The 23736-nt window shown below is 32.5% G+C and carries 19 protein-coding genes and 2 pseudogenes; 5 read left to right on the forward strand and 16 right to left on the reverse strand.

Annotated elements, in window-relative coordinates; genetic code table 11:
• Nucleotides 1–15: 15 nt before the first annotated feature.
• The 7 genes and pseudogenes from J5566_RS01415 to J5566_RS01445 form a co-directional block, all read right to left on the reverse strand.
• On the reverse strand, nucleotides 16–831 hold the full coding sequence (locus J5566_RS01415; RefSeq protein ID WP_244228913.1) for a transporter substrate-binding domain-containing protein: 816 nt from the start codon (nucleotides 829–831) through the stop codon (nucleotides 16–18).
• Between the two features lie 222 nt (nucleotides 832–1053).
• Nucleotides 1054–1386 (reverse strand): annotated as a pseudogene (locus J5566_RS01420) (8-oxo-dGTP diphosphatase); the annotation flags it as partial.
• A 121-nt stretch (nucleotides 1387–1507) separates the two neighbouring features.
• On the reverse strand, nucleotides 1508–2944 hold the full coding sequence (locus tag J5566_RS01425) for a recombinase family protein (RefSeq protein ID WP_208561767.1): 1437 nt from the start codon (nucleotides 2942–2944) through the stop codon (nucleotides 1508–1510).
• Nucleotides 2937–4553 carry a recombinase family protein gene (locus tag J5566_RS01430; RefSeq protein WP_172039043.1) on the reverse strand — a complete coding sequence of 539 codons (1617 nt, stop codon included), beginning with the start codon at nucleotides 4551–4553 and terminating at the stop codon, nucleotides 2937–2939. Before J5566_RS01430 ends, J5566_RS01425 begins: the two co-directional genes overlap by 8 nt.
• Nucleotides 4553–6127 (reverse strand): recombinase family protein, encoded by a 1575-nt coding sequence (locus J5566_RS01435; protein WP_172037557.1) that lies wholly within the window; start codon nucleotides 6125–6127, stop codon nucleotides 4553–4555. Before J5566_RS01435 ends, J5566_RS01430 begins: the two co-directional genes overlap by 1 nt.
• A 100-nt stretch (nucleotides 6128–6227) precedes the next feature.
• Nucleotides 6228–6368, reverse strand: a complete 141-nt coding sequence (locus tag J5566_RS01440; RefSeq protein WP_172039041.1) for a hypothetical protein — start codon at nucleotides 6366–6368, stop codon at nucleotides 6228–6230.
• Nucleotides 6369–6635: 267 nt separating this feature from the next.
• Entirely contained in the window at nucleotides 6636–6839 is a 204-nt protein-coding gene (locus J5566_RS01445) for a helix-turn-helix domain-containing protein (RefSeq protein WP_105114600.1), read from the reverse strand.
• A gap of 177 nt (nucleotides 6840–7016) precedes the next feature.
• On the opposite strand from J5566_RS01445, the pseudogene J5566_RS01450 reads away from it, so the two are divergent.
• Nucleotides 7017–7880, forward strand: a pseudogene (locus J5566_RS01450) (IS982 family transposase).
• A gap of 363 nt (nucleotides 7881–8243) precedes the next feature.
• Here the strand turns inward: J5566_RS01450 and J5566_RS01455 are convergent.
• The 3 genes from J5566_RS01455 to J5566_RS01465 all read right to left on the reverse strand — a co-directional run bounded on the left by J5566_RS01455 (nucleotide 8244) and on the right by J5566_RS01465 (nucleotide 11317).
• Nucleotides 8244–9179, reverse strand: coding sequence for a glycosyltransferase family 2 protein (locus J5566_RS01455; protein WP_105114599.1), 936 nt, complete (start codon nucleotides 9177–9179; stop codon nucleotides 8244–8246).
• A 1-nt stretch (nucleotide 9180) separates the two neighbouring features.
• Nucleotides 9181–10887, reverse strand: coding sequence for a hypothetical protein (locus tag J5566_RS01460; protein ID WP_244228914.1), 1707 nt, complete (start codon nucleotides 10885–10887; stop codon nucleotides 9181–9183).
• Between the two features lie 235 nt (nucleotides 10888–11122).
• Nucleotides 11123–11317 (reverse strand): hypothetical protein, encoded by a 195-nt coding sequence (locus J5566_RS01465; RefSeq protein ID WP_172039039.1) that lies wholly within the window; start codon nucleotides 11315–11317, stop codon nucleotides 11123–11125.
• 192 nt (nucleotides 11318–11509) lie between these two features.
• On the opposite strand from J5566_RS01465, the gene J5566_RS01470 reads away from it, so the two are divergent.
• Genes J5566_RS01470 through J5566_RS01480 form a run of 3 tightly spaced genes read left to right on the forward strand, consistent with a single transcriptional unit; the run spans nucleotide 11510 to nucleotide 15805 of the window.
• Complete coding sequence (locus tag J5566_RS01470; RefSeq protein WP_208561768.1) at nucleotides 11510–12886, forward strand: hypothetical protein; 1377 nt, start codon at nucleotides 11510–11512, stop codon at nucleotides 12884–12886.
• A complete protein-coding gene (locus J5566_RS01475; RefSeq protein ID WP_208561769.1) occupies nucleotides 12883–15006 on the forward strand; it encodes a peptidase domain-containing ABC transporter in 2124 nt (707 codons plus the stop codon). Before J5566_RS01470 ends, J5566_RS01475 begins: the two co-directional genes overlap by 4 nt.
• Before the next feature lie 4 nt (nucleotides 15007–15010).
• On the forward strand, nucleotides 15011–15805 hold the full coding sequence (locus J5566_RS01480) for a hypothetical protein (protein ID WP_208561770.1): 795 nt from the start codon (nucleotides 15011–15013) through the stop codon (nucleotides 15803–15805).
• Between the two features lie 139 nt (nucleotides 15806–15944).
• Here the strand turns inward: J5566_RS01480 and J5566_RS01485 are convergent, their stop codons facing one another.
• The 6 genes from J5566_RS01485 to J5566_RS01510 form a co-directional block, all read right to left on the reverse strand.
• Nucleotides 15945–17822: an SAG1250 family conjugative relaxase gene (locus tag J5566_RS01485; RefSeq protein ID WP_208561771.1), complete on the reverse strand. Its 1878-nt coding sequence runs from the start codon at nucleotides 17820–17822 to the stop codon at nucleotides 15945–15947.
• A complete protein-coding gene (locus tag J5566_RS01490; RefSeq protein WP_105114595.1) occupies nucleotides 17809–18174 on the reverse strand; it encodes a MobC family plasmid mobilization relaxosome protein in 366 nt (121 codons plus the stop codon). The genes J5566_RS01485 and J5566_RS01490 overlap by 14 nt, the downstream gene beginning before the upstream one ends.
• Nucleotides 18175–18176: 2 nt before the next feature.
• Nucleotides 18177–18539, reverse strand: a complete 363-nt coding sequence (locus tag J5566_RS01495) for an SAG1252 family conjugative relaxosome accessory protein (RefSeq protein WP_172037563.1) — start codon at nucleotides 18537–18539, stop codon at nucleotides 18177–18179.
• 357 nt (nucleotides 18540–18896) lie between these two features.
• Nucleotides 18897–20492 carry a hypothetical protein gene (locus J5566_RS10465; RefSeq protein ID WP_228381813.1) on the reverse strand — a complete coding sequence of 532 codons (1596 nt, stop codon included), beginning with the start codon at nucleotides 20490–20492 and terminating at the stop codon, nucleotides 18897–18899.
• Nucleotide 20493: 1 nt separating this feature from the next.
• Entirely contained in the window at nucleotides 20494–21540 is a 1047-nt protein-coding gene (locus tag J5566_RS01505; protein ID WP_208561772.1) for an RNA helicase, read from the reverse strand.
• On the reverse strand, nucleotides 21522–23111 hold the full coding sequence (locus J5566_RS01510) for an ATP-dependent nuclease (RefSeq protein ID WP_043028867.1): 1590 nt from the start codon (nucleotides 23109–23111) through the stop codon (nucleotides 21522–21524). Before J5566_RS01510 ends, J5566_RS01505 begins: the two co-directional genes overlap by 19 nt.
• A gap of 188 nt (nucleotides 23112–23299) precedes the next feature.
• Between J5566_RS01510 and J5566_RS01515 the strand changes: the two genes are divergently transcribed.
• The coding region (locus tag J5566_RS01515) for a helix-turn-helix domain-containing protein (protein WP_208561773.1) at nucleotides 23300–23736 on the forward strand (437 nt) is incomplete at its 3' end.

Here is a 23736-nt window from a genome sequence, read left to right on the forward strand (position 1 = left end):
GCTTAGTGTTAAGATTTATTGCTGAATAGAAAGATCATATGCTTCTTGAACAAATTGATCCATTTTACCAGATTCAACTAAGTCTTTCACAATGGTATCAATTTTTTCCTTCAAGGCTTCACTTCCTTTTGGCATGGCAATAGCATAGGCATCTGAATAGCTACTTGTTACTTCGACATCAAGAAGCATTAAGTCATCATTTTTGGCAACATAGGCCATAGCAATTGGTTCTTCAAATACGACCGCATCTAATTGTTGCGACTTGAGCTGATTGACCAGCTCACCATTTGACGTTAGAGAGACGATGGTAGCTGAAGTAAATTTCTCTTTGGCTATTTGCTCTTGAATGGAACCTTTTTGTGTCCCAAAGCTGGCTGTTGCTAAGGAATCAAGATCGGTAAATTCATTCACATCCGACTTGTTGATGATAATTTTATTTGTCGAGGTGTAATAAGGGAGAGAGAAGTCGAATACCTTTGCCCGTTCCTCAGTGGCTGATATTCCAGAAATCGCAATATCTGCTTTTCCGTTTTGAACGCTGGTTAAGACATTATCAAAACTCATTGCTGAAAATTCAACTTCCACACCCAGTTCCTCACCGATAACCTTCGCCAATTCGATATCTGCTCCAACCAAGGTATCTTTTCCATCCACCAAGGTCTTAAATTCAAAAGGTGCAAATTCAGGACTCAAGGCCACAACCAGACTGCCTTTTTCCTCAATTTTTGACAGAGATGTGTCCTCAGTATCAGTTGCAGAACTCCCACAAGCTACCAAGGTCATAGCAGCTACTGCTGTAAAACTTGCCATTACAATCTTTTTCAAATTCATACTTATTCTCCTTCCATTCAAAAAACGTATATTTATACCCACTTCATTTGATAGCCCATCGGGCTTTAAAACCTATAATAACCATATTTTTCCACCGTTCTCATTAAAAGATGTTCTCAGTATAATTTATTTTTATACATTTGTCAACATGAAAGTGAATATTTATTCATTTTTTGTATCTTTTGAAAAAAATAAAAAAGAAACCGGTTTGAAACCTGTTTCTTAACGATAATTCTTATCCCACTCTCCCTTATCATCTTTTTGGGTATAAAAAAATTCCGACAAATCAGGGCTATCCATGACTTTGAGGACTTCAAGCAGGTCATAGGCTAGGTCCATGTTTGCCAGCTCTGCCTTGTCCACCCACAAAACCTCACCTTCTTCTGAGGAACGAATCTGCCCAGAAAAGTCAGTCGCCTTGTAGAGCAAGACCATGTAGCGATGACCATCCTGATCAGGCCAATGCTTAATACCAACTAGACGGGCCTTGTGAATGACCAAGCCAGTTTCTTCCTGAACCTCACGGACCACTGAATCGTGGAAATTTTCGCCTTCTTCAACGTGACCCTCTTATGTCAAGTAACTGACACTATTTATTTACTAGATTTCACACTAATTGTATCACAAATCAACCTATCAAGAAAGAGACTTGATACGATTCAAGTCTCCTCTTCAACTATTTATAGATAACTGTAAAAAATCCGAGGCAGTCAACAACTACTTTTTCAATGTGAGTGCTAACTATTTCTTTTGTTAACCTATCATTACTCAACAACTGAAATGTATTAACTTCTTTCAGCTGTTCTTCTAAATTCCTAACAGTTTTGTCTATTACCATTTTCTTAGTAATGTAATCCTCCCTAGTCATCAGGCTATCCTTGTAGTCTTGGAAAAAGGATAGTTTTTGTCTCTTTAATCGCTCAATCTCTCTAAGAACTCTAGTCTTAGAAGCAATTCGACGAGGCTTAACCACCTCTTGTCCAAGCTTCTCCTTGATTGATTGTTCTATCCTATCTACTCGGCAGGACTTCATTTTTTCACCTTGTCCTTTACAATAGCGACAGGAAAAATATTGGTAACCTTGATGATTGTAATGTCCAATTAAAGAATGGTCACAATGCTCGCAACGAATAAGACCTGTCAAAATACTAGGAATTTTCGTAGGCTGAGAGTTTTTTTTCTGGGTAACCTTCTTAGCTTTTAATCGAGCAACTTGTTCAAATAGTTCTGCCGAAATAATCGCTTCGTGATTATTCTCAATTCGCTCCCACTCTGATTCTGGTAGAAAAACATGCTTCCCCCTTATGTAGGTTCGAGTATTATAGAGATAAGTTCCCTTATAGGCTTCATTCTTCAAAATTTGAGCAACATTTATTACGCTCCATACATTTCTCTCTTGCTCTCTTGTTAGTCGGAGAGACTTTTCGTAACGTGCCTGACTAATTTGCATTTTTCGCTCTGCAGGGGTAATGACTTGTTCCTTATTCAAGATGCGAGCAATCTTTTGATAACTATTACCATCAAGGTACAAGGTAAAAATACGTCTAACAATTGGTGCAACTGCCTCATCAATGATAATCTTGAATCGGTCTTCTGGATCCTTGATATAGCCAAATGGTGGCAACCAACTCATGTTTTTTCCAGAGCGTTTCATGCTGTTCATCGCACTTTTAACTTTCTCTGAAACATCCTTGGCATAAAATTCATTAAGCAAATTCTTAAAGGGAACGTCAATCTCTACACCATTATTCTCTGAAGTCAGGCTATCATATTGGTCATTTAGGGCAACGAACCTCACACCTAGAAAGGGAAATATATTTTCCAGATAGTTCCCTAACTCCAGATAATCACGCATAAATCGTGAGAGGTCTTTAACAATAATATGACGAATCTCGCCAGATTTTACTCTGACCATCAATCTCTGAAAAGCAGGGCGATTGACGCTTGTCCCTGAGAAACCGTCATCCACAAATTCTTCCCGCAGAAAGTTTTGAAAATCAGACGAATTATCAAGAAAATGATGAAGCAAGTATCTTTGATTGACAATAGAATTGCTTTCATCAGTTCCAGCCTCATCGACAGATAGTCTAAGATATAAAGCCACTTTAGACATTGTCTGCACCTCCTATCTGACAGCGAAAAGTAATCGTTACTTGTTTATTCACGTCAACTTCGATGCGTTCAATAATTGCCTGTAATAGTTCTGAGGTTAGAGTCTCTGTTTCTTGGCATTGAGTTAGCGATTTTACCCAACTTATCTGCTTCTGATGTGCTTCTTCCAGTTGCCCGATAGCCGTCTCACAATGTCTTATTTCCTGTGATAGTGTCTCGATTTGGGCTTCCTTTCCGGATTTTTGAGTGAGATAGATTACTTTGTCCGTTCGTACCAAACTATATGAAGCATATAAGTCACTTATTTCTTCTCGTAATCGTAAGATAGCTTGTTGGTGTTGTCTTAATTGCCTATAATAAACCTTAATACAATCATCTTTTTTAGTTTTCAACTTAGACAGTAGCTGCTCAGCTATTCCTAAACGTTCGATTTCTGCTTGAAGCAACTCTGAGATTATTTTATCCAAAGCTATCTCACTAATATAAACCGTCTGTTTTTCAGATGTTTGAGGATCATAAACATAGTCCGTGAAGTAATAATAATCATAGTCAGATTTCTGATTTGAAAAGTGACGACAATAGCGATACATTTGCTTAGAATTTCCTTGAGCATAAATCAATCCCTTGTATCGATTAGTCGTCTTAGGCTGTGTCCTTTTTTTAATACTCCGTCTGCTCTGAAGATAGGCAACGATTTTATCATATTCTTCTCGAGTAATATAAGCTTCATGAGCGTATTCAAATCGAATATAATCCGTCTCCGTAAGAGTTTTATTGGCTTTACGCTGCACAAGATGTCCCTGGTAAACAGGACTTTGGATTAAACGAAGGATAGTCGAATTTCTCCACTCTGTTCGATCACCTTCGCTACGATAGAGTTGTCCAGTTCGCCTATATACGGTTGGAACTGCAACTCTAGCTTTATTGAGATATGCCGTTACTTTACTAATGGATTTTCCTTGGGCTAAAATATCGAAAGCTGTTCTTAAAATCGGCTTTACAAGAGAGTCTATCATCAGTTTGACACCATGTTCTTGTTTGTCCAACTGATACCCATAGGGGGCAAAACTTCCAATAAAATAGCCATGACTAGCTTGGTAAATATGGCTAGCTGTCACTTTCTTTGAAATATCCTTAGAATAAAGGTCGTTAACCAAATTCTTGATTTCTACCTCAAACGACTTCTTTTCTTCAAATCCGTTAAGGGTATCAAGGTTATCATTGATAGAGATGAAACGAACACCCAAGAAAGGGAAAACTTTATCAATAAGACGCCCCATCTCAATATAATCCCTACCTAGACGTGATAAGTCTCTAATCAGAATACAATTGATAAGGCCCTTTTTGACATCTTCCATCATTTCTTGAAAGGCAGGGCGATTAAACTTCGTGCCTGAATACTCATAGTCAGTATATGTCTTAACAACCATTAAGCCCTTATCTTTGGCGAATGTTCTCGCCAAGCTTTCTTGTGTCTCTAATGACTGTGATTTATTTCTCCAAGTTTCTGTTCTTTCCTTCGATAATCTAATGTAAATACCAGTTCGATAAGTTGTAACCTGAATGGTCTCTGTTTCTTCTGTACGGTAGCGGTTCTTCGTGCGAGCCATCAAACCACCTCCGTTTCCAGATGTGAAAACTGTTGGAGCATATCCATCTCTTTCATATCATGAATGACTAGCGTAATCTCATGGTCTTCTCCAATATCAATCCGATCTAAGAGAGAAACCAATGTCAAGCGGTTTAAGTAGTCTGTGTCTCTCAACTCACTTAACTGCTTCAACCAAGCTTCCTTATCTTGAAGCTTATGATAGAGTTCCTGAGCCAATCCTTTTTTAAGAGCAATGGTTTCTTCAACCTGCTTCAGCTTTTGGCGATAATGTCGCTGAAATTCCTGATACTCCGACTCATTGATAAGACCATCATCTAGGTCCACATACAGGGAGTGGAGTAATCGCTCATACTTCTTTCGTTCGGTCACTAGTAGCGTAAAGTCAATTTCAAGAAATGACTCTTCTGACAGATAGTCAGGGATACGTTCAATCAGATAGGACTTCCACTCTAGGTGTTGAGCTATCAAGGTTGAAATGACTTCCAGTAGACTATCGTGCTTAATAGCGTGACGGCTACAACCTTGTCCCTTGTTGTATGTACTACAAATGTACTGATTAGTCTCTGTTTGCTTGTAACGGACTTTTCGCTGTATCATCTGCGATTGACAGTCTTTACAAAAGAGTAAGCCTACAAACAAGGAAGGCTGACCTTTTCCATTCTTGACATCTCTAAGTAATAAGCGATTGGCAATCTCAAAGGTGCTTTCAGATACAATACCTTCATGTGTGTTATCTACCCGCACCCAGTCATCTGGACTGACCTTTAGAGACTGTTGCGATTTGTAATTCAGTTTCGTATGTTTTCCCTGCTCCAAAGTCCCTGTATAAACTCTATTGACCAGAATACGATTAACCAATTTGGCACTCCACTGATTAGAGGTACCATAAAATCCCTTGTAATTTTCTTGACAAGATTTCTTATGTTGAAGTGGGGTTGCGATGCCAGCTTGATTAAGATAAGTAGCAATCCTATTTGAAGAATACCCCTCTAGCTTGAGCGTAAAGATTTTTTCAATGATAGGACGAATACTCTCATCCACTACTAGGTGGTTCCTCTCGTTATCGTCTTTGCAATAACCGTAAGGAGCAAATGCTCCTATAAATTCTCCGTTCTGGCGCTTAGCCTTTTGTGTGCTACGGACTTTCATGGAAATATCCCGACAGTAGCTATCATTGATAAGACTTTTAATCGGCAGAACTAGGTGTGTTTCATTTGTATCCGCAGTCAAGCTATCATAATGATCATTGACCGAGATAAACCTCACACCAATAGAAGGGAAGATCCTTTGAATATACTTCCCAGTCTCAATATAGTCTCGCCCAAACCGAGATAAGTCTTTGACGATAATTGTATCTATCCTTTTCTCATTAACCATTGTCATCATGCGGTTGAAATCAGGACGATTAAAGGTTAAACCACTAATACCATCATCTACAAATTCTTCTAAAATGATAAGGTCATGCTTTTCAGCGTAGTCTCTTAAAAGTGAACGCTGATTGACAATGGAGTTACTTTCGATATTATCTCCATCATCTCGTGATAGGCGTAAATAAATACAGGCTTGTGTCATTGTTTTCTCCTTAATCGATATTCTTAGGTGCGGATCGATCAAGGATTAAAGTTCTACCATTCTATTTTACATAATGTACTGTTAATTGTCCGCTAAAAGTTTATATTTTCTCTAACTTTTTGCCAAGTAAATCATCTAAAATATCCGTTAGACTTAGTGGCTTATCGGTAATCTTTACCGTTACCTTGTAGCCTTCAATGACCACCTGCGATGTCTCATTTTCTGTTGTTGTTTTTGTCATACTATATTATTCCTTAAATTTAAAATAATGACCTCAGTGGGAATGACTGGTTAGGTCATACATGGGAATCTCACCCGCTGTCCTTTATCGCTGGCAGCCTGAACGTGCAGAAGTATCATTGTCCTTAGTTTGTATCTTGGCAAATAGATTACCATTCTATTTTATAGCTGATTATTGTCGCTCATATCATGGCGAACCAGACTAAACTGCTCAACAAATAAGAAAGTCCCACCTTGGTCTATTCAGTTGTCAAAGGACAAAGGATTATTAATAATTAGATTTTTCCATTTCTAAAATATAATCTGTAGTTACATCATACAATCTCGCTAATTGCTTTAGATATAGAGTAGGCACATCCTGTCTCCCACTCTCTATTCTGGAATAAGCCGATTGTGAACAGTGAAGATACATAGCAATCTGATTTTGAGATAAATCGTTATCCTCTCTTAAATTCTTTAATCTAATATACATTATCAATCCTCTTACTAATATTGTAAGTGAGCGATAATCAAATTAACTAATTTATGCAAAATATGCATGAATTAATTTTAAATAAAATATTAATCGTGGTGCTAGTTAATCTCAAAATAAATAAAAAGCCCAAAAGGACTATACTGTAAGTGCCGAAACAAACAGGAGGTAGTCCAAATGAGCCACTTACAGTATACCGCTAAATCCCATCACTTACAATGGAATTTGAAGCAATTATCAAAAATTTGCCATCAGCTCTATCGTGATTATTGTCTAGATGGCTTAAAACACCGTCGTAACATTAGCTTGTCCGAGGTCTCAGACGAATCTCTATTAGTCTTGCTTCTTTTGCACGCTGAACTAGGGATTAAGTCACAACGGCATTTCTACCGTATCTGCCAACTCTTTCCTTGCGGCCAACTTCTTGAAAGAAGTCGCTTTAATCGACGAGCAAGACAATTAATTTGGTTAGTTCAAGTCATTAGACAAGCAATGAATACTCAAATCTCACCTGGTTCCATTGTTATTATAGATAGCTTTCCCTTGCCACTTTGCCAACCTGTTCGTAACTATAGAACACGTATTTTTAACGACTCAGCAGATATTGGCTACAATGCTTCCAAACATCTGTGGTTCTATGGATTCAAAGTACACATGTTGGTAACTTTATCAGGCTATATTCTGAATTATGTTGTGACACCTGCATCAGTCCATGATAGTAGGGCAGTTGATGACTTACTAGAAAATTGCCGACAACCTTATATTTTGGCAGATTTAGGCTATCTTAGTAAGGAACTTAAAGATCATTTGATCTTAAAAGGCTATCATCTATGGACTCCCTAACGCCAAAATATGGCAGGAGCTAAACAACATAATCATTGGAAATTGATGGCTATGAGACGAACCATTGAGACTTGCTTCTCAGAGATTTGCGGTCTTTTTGATATAGAACACACACTGACTAGAGGTTTAGCAGGTCTGCGGTTAAGGCTGGAGCAAATTATACTGGCTTACAATCTGAGATACTTCAAGATTAACTAGCACCATGAGTAAAATATTGAGTAAGTTGCTATTGTAGTATAATAGTAACTATACTTAATTTTTTTCCACTATAAACCTTTGGCAATAGTCTAAATATTTAAAAGAAAGTAAGTAATCTTTCTTGGCAATTTCTATTCCATGAACTAGAATAATTCAATTTTTATTGAAAAAAATCATTTAAAACATATTTTATCTTATGACACCTCGACCAAAAATCAGATAGTTTTTAAATTAAGTTCTTACTATTTAAGGATAAGTCATTACTATATCAATTTTAGAAAAACTGCGAGATACGGTGTAATTTTATAAAGAAAAAGCAACGGCATCAAATCCGTTGCTTTGTTTAATAGAGTTTGGCACAAACTATAAACTCTTCTCTTTTATGATATATATTGGTCTTCTCTTAGTTTCTAAAAATATTTTTGATAAGTATTTACCAATTATTCCAAGTGCCATCAACTGCAATCCACCTAAAAATAAAATAACTGTAACAAGACTAGCCCAACCAGATACACTTCCGTCAATTGTTAGCTTTCTCACAACAACAAACAAAACACCTATTAAAGATAAGATAAAGGAAAATGTCCCGGCCCAGAATGCAATATTTAAAGGCGCCTCAGAAAAATTAACAAGACCCTCCAACGAGTAACGAAGTAAACCCCAAAAACTCCAAGAAGTTTTTCCTGCTACACGTCCTCTATTTTCATAAGGCAAATAGGTAACATTATATCCAACCCAGGAAAAAATACCTTTAGAAAAACGATTAACTTCATTAAATTCTAGGATACTGTCGACAACCTGCCGAGTCATAAGACTAAAATCACGAACTCCATCAACTAATTTCGTATCAGATACAACATTTATCAACTTATAAAAAAGTTTTGCGAACAACGATCTAATAATCGGCTCACCTCTGCGATCAATTCTTTTAGTTCTAACTATATCAAAACCATGTTGGATTATTCGGTACATATCAGTCAACATTTCTGGTGGATCTTGAAGGTCTGCGTCCATTATCGCTACAAAATCACCTTTTGCTTCTTTTAAACCTGCTAAGAGCGCTGCTTCTTTCCCAAAATTACGAGAAAATGAAAGATAGTGGACATTTTCAAACTTATCGGAAATTTTTCTAAGAACATCTAGAGTTTTATCTTTGGAACCATCGTTAACAAATATATAATTAAATTGCAAGTTTTCTTTCAACTGTTTTTCTACTAATTTTGTTGTAGTTATGAAAGAAGGTATTGTCTCCTCCTCATTATAACACGGAATAATTATTGAAAGTTCTTGTTTCGACATATTAACTCCTTAGGCAAATTATCATTTTTTTTAACAAGATAACTACTATCAGTAACCATGTCAAAAAAGTTATAACTAAAAATATTGTAAACTCCCTTGGTATTTTATATGAAAGGGTTATGCGATTTTCCTTATAAGGAATTTGACCAATTTTTGGTGTACCTATTTGACTCAAAGATATTTGATCGTGTGGTATTATTTTTTCATTTATTTCTAAAATGGTATTTTTGTAAACGATGATTGGTAATTCTACTTCCTTGTCTGCATTTGCCGTCCACTCAATAATCAGTTTCCCATCCTTAATAGATTTTTTTATTTTTTTCTGATAAGCAATCTTTTCTAAGTACATGTCATAGTAATTAATATTCTCATCTTTTTCACCATAGAGTGGTAGATAATCGGGAGTTCCCTTGGCAACCATATTCAGAGCTTTCTCCTTATTAGCATCATAAAATGACTTTTTGATATTAGCACTATCGCTCAAAAAATGTACTTTATACTTTGAGGGCATGAAATTACTGTTAGAATCCCAATTATTCGTGGTAATAGCAACTAAGGTAAGTGTTTGAAGTAAGGATAATGCAAGGAATGAAATGAGAAGCATTTTTTTATGATATATAAGGAGTTGCTTAGATTGAACCAATTTTAGAAAAAGATAAATAATAATAATAGAAACAGGTACAAAAAATCTGAACGGATATTGAATTAACTCTGCGAAAGGATTTTTTATCTTTACCAAATAAGACCATGGTATTAAACTAGATGATAGCACTAAAAACGCCGTCATAACCCAAAACCATATTTTTATCTCTGCATTATTTATCCTCTTCCATTTTAAAAAAAATATATGATAAATTGCTACTAACATGAAAAACAGAATCGCAGGATTTAATAGCCAATAATAGCTATTTTGATTAATAGTATTCAAACTCATATTAATATTGACAATTGGAGGTATTAGACGATTACCTTTTAATACAATAAAATAACTACCCCAAATATTCAACGTTAAGCAGAAGAACAGACATATTTCAATAAACAAATCCTTTAAAAAGACTATTTTTTTATTATTTTTCAAAAAAATATAAATAAAAAATGGAATATACATCAGTATTAAAATGAATGCTGACAACATATGGATTTGTGATACTAAGGCTGTTAAGATTCCCAAATACCACTTTGGTATTTTCTTTGTTTGATAAAACTTAAACAATATGCTCAATGCTAGAGGAAGTAAGGCAGCTCCCCAAGAGGTAAACCCCTGCCTAATTATCCAATATTGAATAGAATAAGTTGATAAATATAATATAGCTCCAATAAGTGTATACTTCCTTTCCAACTTAGCTTTTGTTAAAAAAATATACATGGAAAATCCTGCTAAGTTATACAAACAGAAATTGGAAAATAACTGATATGTAAACCAATTCCTACTGATTAAAACTAATATTCCTTGAAAATAAGCAAAAAAAGGACCATATAAGGCATTAACAATACGACCAGATTCTTGAAAGCCATATAATGAAATAAAATAATGAAAATCTAGATTTTTGAATTGTTGAGACGTGTCATAAAATCGATTGAAATGAAATATTGAGTCCGAACCTAAAATCATTTTTCCTGATATAATTTGAGGTAAACAAAGAATGAGGGAGGCTAAGCCTATTAAAAAAAATGAGTGTAGATATTTATTATTTGTTTTCGAAGTCAATCATAATTCTCCTTGGAATTTATTAAATAACAGAAGAGCATATTAGTATATTCAATATTTTTTAAATTATGAGTCTAAAAAAGAATTTATAAAAATACAAATATATATACACTACCAAAAAGTTAACGGATTCATAGTCTAAAAGGATGATGATTATTTGCCTGTACTTAGCATAATAAAAATCTAAAAGCCGATTTTATCGGCTTTTAAGGTACAATACAAAAATTAAATATTACTATGCAGAAATCCAAGTATCTGTGTGACCGTAAGTGCGTCTATGTTCATTCATTGCAGTATTGGCTGTGTCGAAGAAAGCATGCCAAGAACTAACAAAAGTATTACCAGCCCATTTGCTATGGTACGTATGCTTACATTTCCAACGATATCCACCCACTACTTCTGAACTTTGTTTAATTGATAATTTTTTCATGATTGCCTCCTTTATAAGCAAAAAATGTAATTAACAATAGATTGTATTGTACTTTAAATTGATGATAACATAATTAAGGCAGAAAAGCAATAATTTAATTGAAAGCGCTTAATTTTTTTACGTTTTCTATCACACAACGTTAAACAAATAATGTATAATAGTTATATAGTATAAGATTGGGGAGATTATTTTATGTTTAAAAAATTGAAAACTAGAAAAATATTACTTGAATTACTAATATTATTAAGTTTAATTTTTTCGTGGAGCATATTAGAAGGAAATGTGAGGTTGAACTATTATCTTGAGACTATTATTGGTAACAAGATAGGGATTGCTCAAAATTTTAATACAATTGCATCAGACATAAACGCAGGTAAAGTTATTATAAGAACTTATCCAGATAAAGATACTTTAGATCAAATAAGTAATTTCCCTGAAGTTGAATACATGAGTGTAAGTACACCTGCATATGTTGTACAAGATAACCTGAGCGAAAACGATCCTTTAAAACATATAAAATTTATTGGAGGTAATCAGCCATTTCCATATGACTTGTTTATCGAAAAAATACTTTTAATAGATGGTAGGGTATTTAATCAGCAAGAAATAACTCAAGAATCAAATGTAGCATTAATATCCGAGAATTTTGCCAGGAAAAATAATTTAAAAATTGGAGATAGTTATAATATAAAAGCTATCGGTAATCGCTTTGAACACGAACACGAACACGAGCATGACTCTACCGATCATGATGACATTATATTAATTCCAATTGAAATTATTGGTATTTTTAAAGCTAATACTACTTCCTTGGTAAGTCAAGATTCTAAAGAATCACAATTTTATACTAACTTACTATCAACAAATATTTATATTACAAATAATTATGCAAAAATAATTAATTCAAAATTATTAGCTAAACAAATTGAAACATCTCCTGCTGAGTTTGAAAATATAAAAGATTTTTATGGAAACACTATTACAGATAATGATAAACTTTTAAAACATCTAGAGTCATTTCAAACCTATGAAATCAGTATTGTTCCTAAAAATAATAGAGCAACAAATAGTATAAAAGACAAACTTGCATCGAAATTAAAACTATTCCCATATGTTAAAGTATTATATAGTCTGGAGAGATATGATGTCTATCAAATTTTTCCTCAAATAACTATTTCAATCGTAGTTATTTCATTTATATCATTGGTTATTTACTATGTCTATTCATTTTCAAACATAAGAAATAACAAACAGTTTATAAAACATCATATTTTATCTATCATGCTATCCTTTGTTTTAGGGATAGGACTATCAAATTATTGTTCCAATATCTATATAAACTATATTAGCCAATACTCTCCAAAATTTCCTATCCAAGACGACATTCCTATATATAATAATTTAGATAAAATAAAGCTAACAACCATTAATATAATAGAATTACGCTCTGTTCCAATGGTACATGAATTTTTGGTTTATTTATCCTTGATTTTTATTGCACTTATTTTATCATTCCTTATATATAAACTCAAAAAATATAGAGATAAGAAATACGTGAGGTTAACATGATTTACAAAAAATTTCTTCAATATGATGAGTTAGACTGTGCTGCAGCTGCTCTTTCGACCGTTTTAAGTAGATTTAAAAATAAAGTATCATTACATGAAGTAAAAAAAAGAATGCATAGAGGAGCATATGGTTCATCCATTCAAGATATAATCGAAACCTCTAATATATTTGGTGTTTATGCTGAAGGGCTTCAAGGTAATTTGGAAGAACTAATACAGGCTATAAAGAAGAAAGAAATAAAATTTCCTTTTATTGCACATATTAATAAGGGCGAAGGACTTACACATTTTATAGTAATAAAAAATATTTTCAATAGCAAAGTATTTATATTTGACCCTAGTTCAGGTGATAAACAACTAAATATTAATGAATTTAATGATTTATGGACAGGAAACATTGTAGCGTTTGATCCAAAATCTCAGAAATTCAAAATCTATGCTAGAACAAGCATTAAAGATACATTAAGTTTAATATACCCGTATAGAAGAGTTTTATATGTTGCTTCTACACTAATTTTTGGTGTTTCTGTCTTTTCAATTATAAGTGCAAAAGCATATCAAGTAATTATTGATAATTTCATTCACATTGGAAATAATAATAGTATTACAGTTTTTAATTCAATACTAATAGAAAAAAATATTTTCTTCTCAATGTTGGTAGGCTTCTATTTCTTTAAAAATATTATATCCTATATAACCTCAAATTTGCTTACTAAAATTGACATAAAAATTCAATTACTATTACAAAATGAATTTTTTGAAAAGTTCATCTCATTACCTTCACAATTTATCAAATCAAAAAAAGTAGGTGACTCATTAACAAGACTTGATGATATAAATTCTTTAAGTGGTTTTATCTCTAAAGTTATTACAACATTTTTATCAGATATTATTATGATTATTGTTATTGGAACGACATTGATTAATATTCGGGTAGATTTATTTCTGATTGTAATCATAATTTGTCTTCTCTATCTTATCACTTGTTTATATATGATTCCGAAATTTTCTCAAAAGCAAAGAGAAACAATGGAGTATGAAGCTAGAGTAATAACCAAATTTAGTGAAAGTATAGATATATTTGAACTTATAAAAGTTCAAATACTTGAAAAAAATTATTTACAAAAATTGTCAATAGCTACTAAAAAACTTATGGATATTAGAAGAGTTGCCAATTTACTAGAAAATCAGTTTAATTTTATAACCACTAACATAAAAGAACTAGGTATGTTGTTGATTACCTGGTTCGGCATAGGTCTAATTCAATCGAATAGACTTTCTTTAGGAAACATGATAGTTTTCCAAAATTTAACCGGTATGTTTCTTTCCTCTATAGCAAGCTTGTTTATTTTACAAAAAGAGCATCAACAATTTGTAGTATCTTTTGAACGACTTTTAGAATATAAAGAAGTAGAATCTGAGAACTATGGACAAAACCAACAATTGGATAGTTATAATATAAAAATTAATAACCTGACTTTTTCTTATGGTTCCAAAAATCTAATAAATAATTTATCTGTTCAATTTAACGAAGGCGATAAAATATTTATAAAAGGACCTAATGGAAGCGGAAAAAGTACATTTGCTAAAATTTTAATAAAATTAATTGATAATTATCAAGGTGAAATTTACTTAGATGGTAAAAATTATCAAAAATTATCAGTAGATACCATAAGGAACACCATCGGTTACTCATCATCTGAAAATAAAGTTTTCTCTGGTTCCTTGTATGACAATCTATTTGTTAACGGAAACTCATCTGAACAAACCAAACTATTTAATAAAATGGTAAGATCAGGGATATTCGAAAATCTTCTTAAAAATTTAGACTACGGTTTTGAAACTAGTATATATGAAAATGGTAGCAATCTATCTGAAGGACAAAAACAAATTATTTCATTTTGCAGAACGATATTGAGTAGTAGGAAAATATTAATTTTCGACGAAGGCTTCTCCAATATAGATTCTGACACAGAAAATAAGTTATTAAAATTTATGTTTGAAAATCTCAAAGATAATATATTATTGTTTATTGATCATGGGAATAAAGTCGCTGATGTATGTGATTTCATACTCGATATCGAGACAGGTAAACTAGTACGTAAAGAAAGGGAAAGCTAATATGATGAAATTATTGATTATTTTACTTGCTATATTCACTTTTACTGGCTGTTCAAGTCAAAAATCAAATGACAAACCAACCTCATATGATGGTGACTACTCTTCTTATGCCGCAATTTTGGAGGGTAATGACGAGATTTCATTTACTATAGAAAATGGTAATGTAAAAGGAAAAGCAGCTACTGGTGTAGTTGATGAAAGAACTATGACTTTCACAGATAAGGATCAGCTAAAATCAACTTTTACTTATGATAAAGGGGAGTTGATAATAAAAAAATCAGAAAGTGTAGTAGCTTATCGAAAAAATTCTCCGGCATATAATTACATTAATGAAGTTTATGCAAAATACTACCAAGAGATAGAGCCTCAGTTGATTAAGATAATAAATCAAAATTATCTGCAATTCCTTGAAGGAAACTATATAAATCAATATCCTGATTTAGAGGTGAAGCAAATAGTTATTGATGATAATCAATTCTTAATTCAATACATTAACAGTAAACCAAACAAATACATAGACTTCATTTTTGATAGTGTTACAATTGATGAACCAAATTGGGATAAGGACCAAATCTTAAGTATTGATAAAACTTTATTGAAAACTTACGAAAATTGTTCAACTATTGAAGATATAATGGCAATTACTAATTTTGATATGAAATTAACAGGTCACGATAAAGAGGGTGAACGCTATAAAATTATTGTATCATATAATAATGGAAGTAGAAATATCGTTTTACAAAAGCAAGGTGATTCAAAGAATAATTGGATTGACAGTGATTTTGATTACATAAAGTAGATTATTATATATAAAGCTGAGTCTCAAAAAATATCTTAGCCCGCCTAAAATTGAAAATATGAAACCAAAAACTAACAAATGGAGTCTATGAAAATTTAAAGAGTCCGTTTGTTAATTTTTCTATCCATCTAGTTGGTGACTAAAGTGGAATAGTTTCATTAAATTTAATCTCAACATTCCTATTATTTATACCAATATTATCTAAAATTTCACTAAAATTTTCTAATTTTTTAACTAGATATTCATATTCATCTATGCACTTACTAAGTTCATTTTGAAAAACTTCAATCTCTTTCTCAACTTCTTCTAGTTTTATAGCTGCAGTAAGATTCATCTTGGAATAATCATATCTGGCCAAGCGGCGGTTCTCTATATCGTTGTTGTTCAGATTAAGCAAGACTTCCGCAACCTTGTTGAGATGAGCTATATGATCCTGCAACTCTGTAATGGTTAAATCTAATTGAGCAATATCCTTAATAATCTCATCTTTAACCTCTTGATAAGACTTATTCTCCGTATCCAAGTCAATAAGGAGATTTATCTCTTCAATCTTTTTCTTAAGTGTATCAATGGTTGGTCGTCTTCTTGGAATACTCTTGCTATCATTGGTTAACTGACGAATGAGTTCACGCCCTCGCATATAGCGATTGAGTTCGGACGCCTCCTTGTTGTAAATGAAGAATTGTGCGGTCTCACGGATAAAAACATAGTAGTGTTTGCCACTCTCTGTCTCTTTAATATCTAAATTACGGTTTGGGATAAAGACCAAGCCGTCTTTTTTTACGCCATAATTCATCCTAATAAAAAGACCGTCTTTAACTAATTTATCAATCTGATGGTCAGCTAAAACAACCTCAAACTCCTGAACCTGGTCTCGTTTCTCCTTAAATGCTTGATAGGCCTCTTGTAAGTCTTCATAAGCTAGCCTGTCCTTATCTTGCTCCTCACAGTATCCCTCAAAGTCAAAAATAAGTTGCGACTGGTCAATAGCAGGAACTTCACCGCGTTTCTCAAAATAGCTCTCGAAAAATTGAACATCATAGATATTTGTAGAACTAAGTTTTTGATTATTGACTGTAATGCTATGGCCATTTTCTGTTAGAGTAAAAGCCACATGCTTTTGTTTCATCGAAATAGTGAGGTTGAGTTTTTGTGCAAATTCCAAAAGCTGTGAAAGGTCACAAACTCTGGGTAAGAGGAAATCCAAGCGTTTCTCAATCGCTCGCTTGGCAAATTGCTCTCGAAAATATTCCTCGGTATAGGGTTGACGCTTATCTAACTGCTTGCCTCGGATGATTTGCTTCATAGGCATATCTGTCATCAAAAATCGAGCATGCTTTCTTGAAAAATCAATCTGAGCATTCAAGGCTTCTGCCTTAGATATAAAGTCACCAAAGTTCTTACTATTCTCCATCAGAAAATAAAGACGTTGCTTCAACTCAAATTTGTGATTACTCTTGCGATAGGTCACAAACTTCTCATGAGAATAGCGGTTCGGTGTGATAATTTTGGCACCTGCTTCTTTGGCAAGGCGGTCAGAAATCATCCGTAAATTTCTCTCCTGGGCATAATCCCATTTGAGTTTCTTATGAGAATTGAGGTCAACTGAATTGATGAGGATATGATTATGCAGGTGATGTTTGTCTGTATGGGTCGTCACAATAAAGCGAAAGTTTCCTCCAGTCAACTCCTTTACCGTCTCATAACCAATACGATTGATTTCTTCAGGTGTTAAATTATCTTCGGGCGAGAATGACTGGATAAGATGATGAGCATGAATTTTAGTTTGCTTGACCTGTTGTCGGTCATTTCTAGAATTGTAAAGCCTATCATTATTGACAAGATTAGCCTGATACATCTCAACTATTTCTTCGTAATTTGGGAAGTCTAGGTAGTTGCTCATTCCAAAATCTGAAACCAATTTGAGTTGGTCAGTCTTATCTGGATTCAGAATATACTTGATAAGACTTTTACGGTATTTGTTGCCATGAACAGCAAAATGCTTAGTGACTACCATAAAATGCCCTCAACTTTTGGCACTTGACATCGAAGTCCTTATCGACTTCCGCAATCAGTTGACCTATGCCAGATTTCAGATTATCTCGCTGCTCTACCGTCAGAAGTTTTGTCTGATTGACGGTTCTGGCTATCTGGTTAATATTATTGCCAATTCGGCGTAATTCAAAAATCAAGTCTTGATAGTTGCTAGTGTCAATTGTTAAAAAGGTCATATTGGGATTAAGTAGAACTTTTCTGGCATAAGCAGAAAAATTTGTGCAAGAACTTTGACTGATATGATTGTTCAAGGTCGCAAGTTCCTGGTCTGTTAGAAATACTTTTTTGAGATTAGTTCGGTAACGATTTTCCATAGCTAACCTCTCATATACTTATCTCGAAATTCTAAACTGAGTGGTACTGTCTTCTCCACTTCTGCCATCAGTTCTTGAACACAAGTCAATATAATTCTTAAGTGTTCTGATGTGACTTGTTGGTCTCGTTCTGCTAGAGTTGCTACTTGTAAAATATCTCTACTGATTTGTTCGATTTTTTGAGATTGCCAAAAAATAAACCAATCTCTGATATCATCCTTGTTATTGACAAGGTCCAACAGCTTTTGTCTGACAAAGGGAGAAAACTGCTCCGCATTCTCTTTCATCATCAGTTGTTGAATCTGCTCAAATTCCTCAAGCGTCAAGTTGATTTCCTTACGAATTGTCCGATAAGTCTCTGTCATGATGATTCACTCCTTCTTACATTTCCCTCTATCGGGTTAGCACCGATACCGTATCTGATACGGGAACTTCCTAAAAGCCTCAAAGTTTCCTTTTTCGGCTTTTGCGAGCTCAGATATTGTGTCCACAATATCCCAAAAATCATATCGCCAGCTGATCACAAACCTTGCAGGTTTGTCAGCCGACGATAAGATAACTTGGTGGCTTCGCCCCCAAACCCCCAGTGAAAAAATCAAGATTTGATTTTCAATTGAATGAGATTAGGATAACAAGAAAGATTTGGAAAAGGTATCACAGAATTGAAAATAAGAGTAAGAAAAAAGAGAGCCAAGGCTCTCAAAAATAACATACAAACAATATTATTTTGTAGTTATATTTGTAAATAATTGAGAAGACTTCAAAATATAATAGCTTATATTTTGGGAATCGTCTTTAAATACAAGAATACCTTGTTTATTGTATGATCCAACTACTTCAGAATTACTATCTATTATTTGCATGGAGACATTATCTACTTTGTAAATTTGCTTATTTAATAAAATTTCATTATTCTTAAATTCAATTTTTTTAGACTTATCAACACTGTTTATAATTCCATCTTTCACATCAGCAAAAACATATTCTCCTCTAAAATTATTAGTCATAAAATTGTTTGCTAGTATTGATCCAACTATGGAGATAGTTAACAAAATAAGTGGGAATATAATGATGCTATAATCTGGTCTTTTCAATAATTTTAATCCAATTGACTTATTTTTTTGTGGCAATGTTTTGTAAATTTTAGAAGTAGATTTTACATAATAGGTATCATCAATAATCAAAATGTCCTCGGATATTATTTTAATATTTTTGGAATTACCAGACTTAGTTTTTATAATCCCTTTCTCATAAGTATATACATTTTTTTCACTACTTTGAAATCTATTTTTAGTACAGCAATAATTATCTGACTCATCGAACTGCCATTTTTTATCTCTAAAAAATACCTTATTATATTGTCCATATAAGGCAACATTAAATTCATTTTTTAAAACTTTAATTATAATAAATTTCGATAACTTATCAATAATAATATCTTTAAACTCAATGAATACAATCAAGATAAATGATACTACCAATACTTTAACAATCGTAACAATCATATTTAAATCTGACAAATATGAGATATTTAGAATATTTTCATGCCTATCGTATAAATAATTGTATAAGAAATTAAATTCATCATTGTATATTAAAACTTCTGAAATAATGAGTGCAAGATATATGAATGGTATAAATAATAAAACCTGATATTTTAATCTTGTAAATTTTTCTTTATTCTCATTGTCAGCTGTATTATTCATAATTTTTAAAAAATTCTTTTTTTGTAATATTTTTATATCCTCATTTAAAAATTGAGGTACTAAACTTGATAGTATTATTGATGTAAAAGTCCAACTTAGCAAAGATTTTTCTATTCCTACTAAAGAAAAAGTAAACAAAGGAATAGTCACATAGCTCAAAAGATATACAGGGGGCATTCTAGCTATATCGAATAAAATCTTCGATATAATAAGACACATTACTACTAATAATGGAAAACTATAAGTTGAAATTCCTATACCTGGTATAATTAATTCCCCAAATAAACTTTGTAACATAGTTTGGAAAAAAATTCCCATAAAAATATACTTAGTACTTGTACGTAGTGAATTAAAAAAATATTTCCAAAATTTGAGAGTGTATTCCTTATTTAACTGATTAGATACCGAAATAAAATAATATTTCATATCTCCACGATTTATTATATAGTATCTAACAGAAATAATAATATAACCTACCATGGTAACCCATTCAAATAAATTTTGAGGAATATTTCTAATAAACCAAAAAACAATAGGAATCTCTAAAAAAAGTGATAGATAATACTGCCACATCATTGGTCTTTTAATAAATATATCTTTAACTATTTTCATGTTATCTCCTTTTTCGATAATTTTCTATATCAGATTGCTTTACAAAATATAAGCTTCTTCTCGTACGTGTACATGCAACATAGAATTTACTTTTAGTTTGTGAAGAAAGTTCATTTAAGCAATCAGCTGCGAATAATTTATATGTTGTTGGATTTAATACTACACAAACATTGTCATATTCAGAGCCTTTGCTATCCCCCCAATTCTGACTTTTGCAATCATAATCATAAGATTTTTGATAAAAAAGTTTCATAACATTGTCATCTGCCATTATTGATTCTATTTTATCCTGTGAATCTATGAGAGTAATTTGGGCAGAGTACTTCTCTTCTAGCTGTGATGAAATTTCAATTGCTAATTTTTCAACAATGAAATCACAAACTATTTTTGGGCAGCGATAACTTTTTGACAAACTTGACAAATCAATTTCAAATCCTGAATCAGAAATAACTCTTATCCAATTCTCAAAACTCGAATGGATTCCTTTTCCTTTATTCCCTCGCCTAGAGGTACTAAAGGTTTTTTGGTAAAAATCTCCAAGCAACAACACTTCTGCTTTAAGATTACTTAAACTCAGAAGCCAATCAAAATCATCTGATTCAAAATCCTGACACTCATCTACATAAATACAATCAAAAAATTTATCAATTCTCTCCAAATATGAATTATCAAATGGGATATTGTTCCTTTTATAAATTAAGAACCCCCTTAATAATGACTTAGAAAGTTGATTCTGAATAATTCTACCAGTAGTATCTATAGAATTATTGTCAATCTTTCCTTGAGTTTCATAGTCAAAGTTTATTCCTTTTGGTCGTTTCCCTAAATATGGCACTAAACAAAAACTATATAGAAACTCAAAGACACCAAAAATAAAAGTAGACTCAGGAATGTAGCCAAATTTGTCAATCAGCTTTGCTCTGATTGTATTCTGGTTCGTCTCTGTGTACGTAAGGATAAGATTTCTTTTTTGAGGATCAATACTTTCAATTATTTTAGTTGTTTTGCCACTTCCAGCAACCGCATGAATCAATCTTTTATTATCCATTCAATCGCCTCTTTAATATAATTAGGTATAATAAATTTTTTGCTTATATTATCAGTTTCCAAGTGCTCTAGTAATCTTAATGCAAATTCAGCCTTTTCTCTGAGCATGTATCCTTGTAAATCTTTGGATTTAGTTAAACCTGAAGAATCTAACAAACCTTTGTTATTTTTATAAATACATATTTCAAATGTTTGATTATCATTATCTAAATCAGAAGAAACTTTTATATTCTGGAATTGCTGATATGAACTGTACTTTGACTGTACATTTCCTGCATAATCACTATCGTTATCCGTAATTACTACCACCTTCTTATCTACAAAACAAGTAGCAATTTCTAAATACCTTTCAAAACTTAATCCATCTACAGAGATAATTGATACGTTAAAATCCTCAGGCTTTTTTGAATGAATCATTTCAAAAAATTTTTCCATTAAAATATACTCTGCATTCCCTTCAACAAGCATAATCTTCTTACCAAGAGAAAAATTTAATAAATTCTGATTCGTAGATTTTTGGAAAAATCGTATCGTATCTCTATTCAGTCCTTCAAGTTTAGATATCTGACCATTGTCTAAGAAATGCAGATTATCTACTCCTAATCTTGAAGCAATCATATTTGAATGTGTTCCAATAAAAACTTGAACTCCAGTATTTGAACTCAACATATTGACTAATTTCTGGAGATTTTGGAAACTCAAATGATTTTCGGGCTCTTCAATAAGTAGTATTTTAACTGTTTCCTTGAGGTGACTATATGCATTCTCTACCCCTAATAATACCTTTTCACCCTGCCCTAAATTTTTTATATCTATACCATTTTTTACAGCTGATACTGAATTTCTAAATGAATTTTCTGATTCATCAAAATGAAGTTGGAATTCTGAAGCATTCTCCTTCAACAATTCGTCCTTCCTTAAAGAATTTAAAAAATTAAGTGAATTTATTCTATATTTATGATTAACTTTTGCTCTATCTTCAGCTGATATATTATCTAAATATACCTCATGAATACGTTTTTGAATTTCTTGCTGTGTATCAATAAGACTTGTATTTATCATTGAATGTAGAAACTTATATGGTTTATTGTAAGAGGAATAGGTTTTCCCTGAAAATGTCAAAAATTCAACTCTATAGAACTCAAAAGGAAAGACTGTCCAATTACTATTATTTAAGACAGAAGTAATTTCAGCTATGTAGTCTTGATTAGGTGTTATTTTTAATGAAAGTCCAAAAGCTGTGATTTTTTGAGAGTTATGCTTCCCTTCAATATTGAAGTTAGAGGAAATTTCAGTACTTGATTCATCAAAATAAATTTCAACGAAGACCTCAGGGAGCTGATTGATATCCCTTGTCCCCATAAATTCTATAATCGCTTCTTGATTAATGATACTAGACAAACTACTTCTTTCAATTTGACTGTGACTACCGCTCAGCACTAAACCAATTCCATATAATAGAGTTGATTTCCCAGAACCGTTCTCCCCAACAAAAATATTAACTTCAGAATTACAAGTAAAATCAATATTCTGATAACGTTTAAAGTTTTGTATTATAATTCTTGATATCATACAGACTATCTGAACCTCGCATATTTAGTTTGAAAAGTTATTTATTGAAATTATATCACATAAATTATTCTATTATTTTTAAATTACAAATTCAGGATATGTTTTACATTACTTTCCTCTTGCATCTTAAATCTTTTATGATATAATTTTGTTAGTTTATAAAACAACAATAGTTTTCAGGAGGTAGTATGTTTTCTGGTAAACGATTAAAAGAAAGACGAATAACACTTGGCTATTCTCAATCTGAACTAGCAGATAAACTTGATATAAACCGCTCTTCTTATTTCAATTGGGAAAATGAAAAGACTAAACCAAACCAAAGCAATCTCAAACAACTGGCTATCCTATTAGATGTTCCTGAAACATATTTTGAGTCAGAATATAAAATAGTCAATACTTATCTTCTGCTTTCTTTACAGAACCAGGAAAAAGTAGATAAGTATGCTGAAGAATTACTTCAAGAACAAGGGACTCACAATAAAATTATTCCGCTATTTGCTGTGGAAGTCCTATCTGAGATCCAACTATCTGCTGGTCCTGGTGAAGGTCTATACGATGAATTTGAAACTGAGACTGTCTATTCGGAAGATGAATATACAGGATTCGATATAGCAACATGGATTTC

The sequence above is a fragment of the Streptococcus suis genome, from assembly GCF_017601095.1.
GTDB lineage: Bacteria > Bacillota > Bacilli > Lactobacillales > Streptococcaceae > Streptococcus > Streptococcus suis_Z.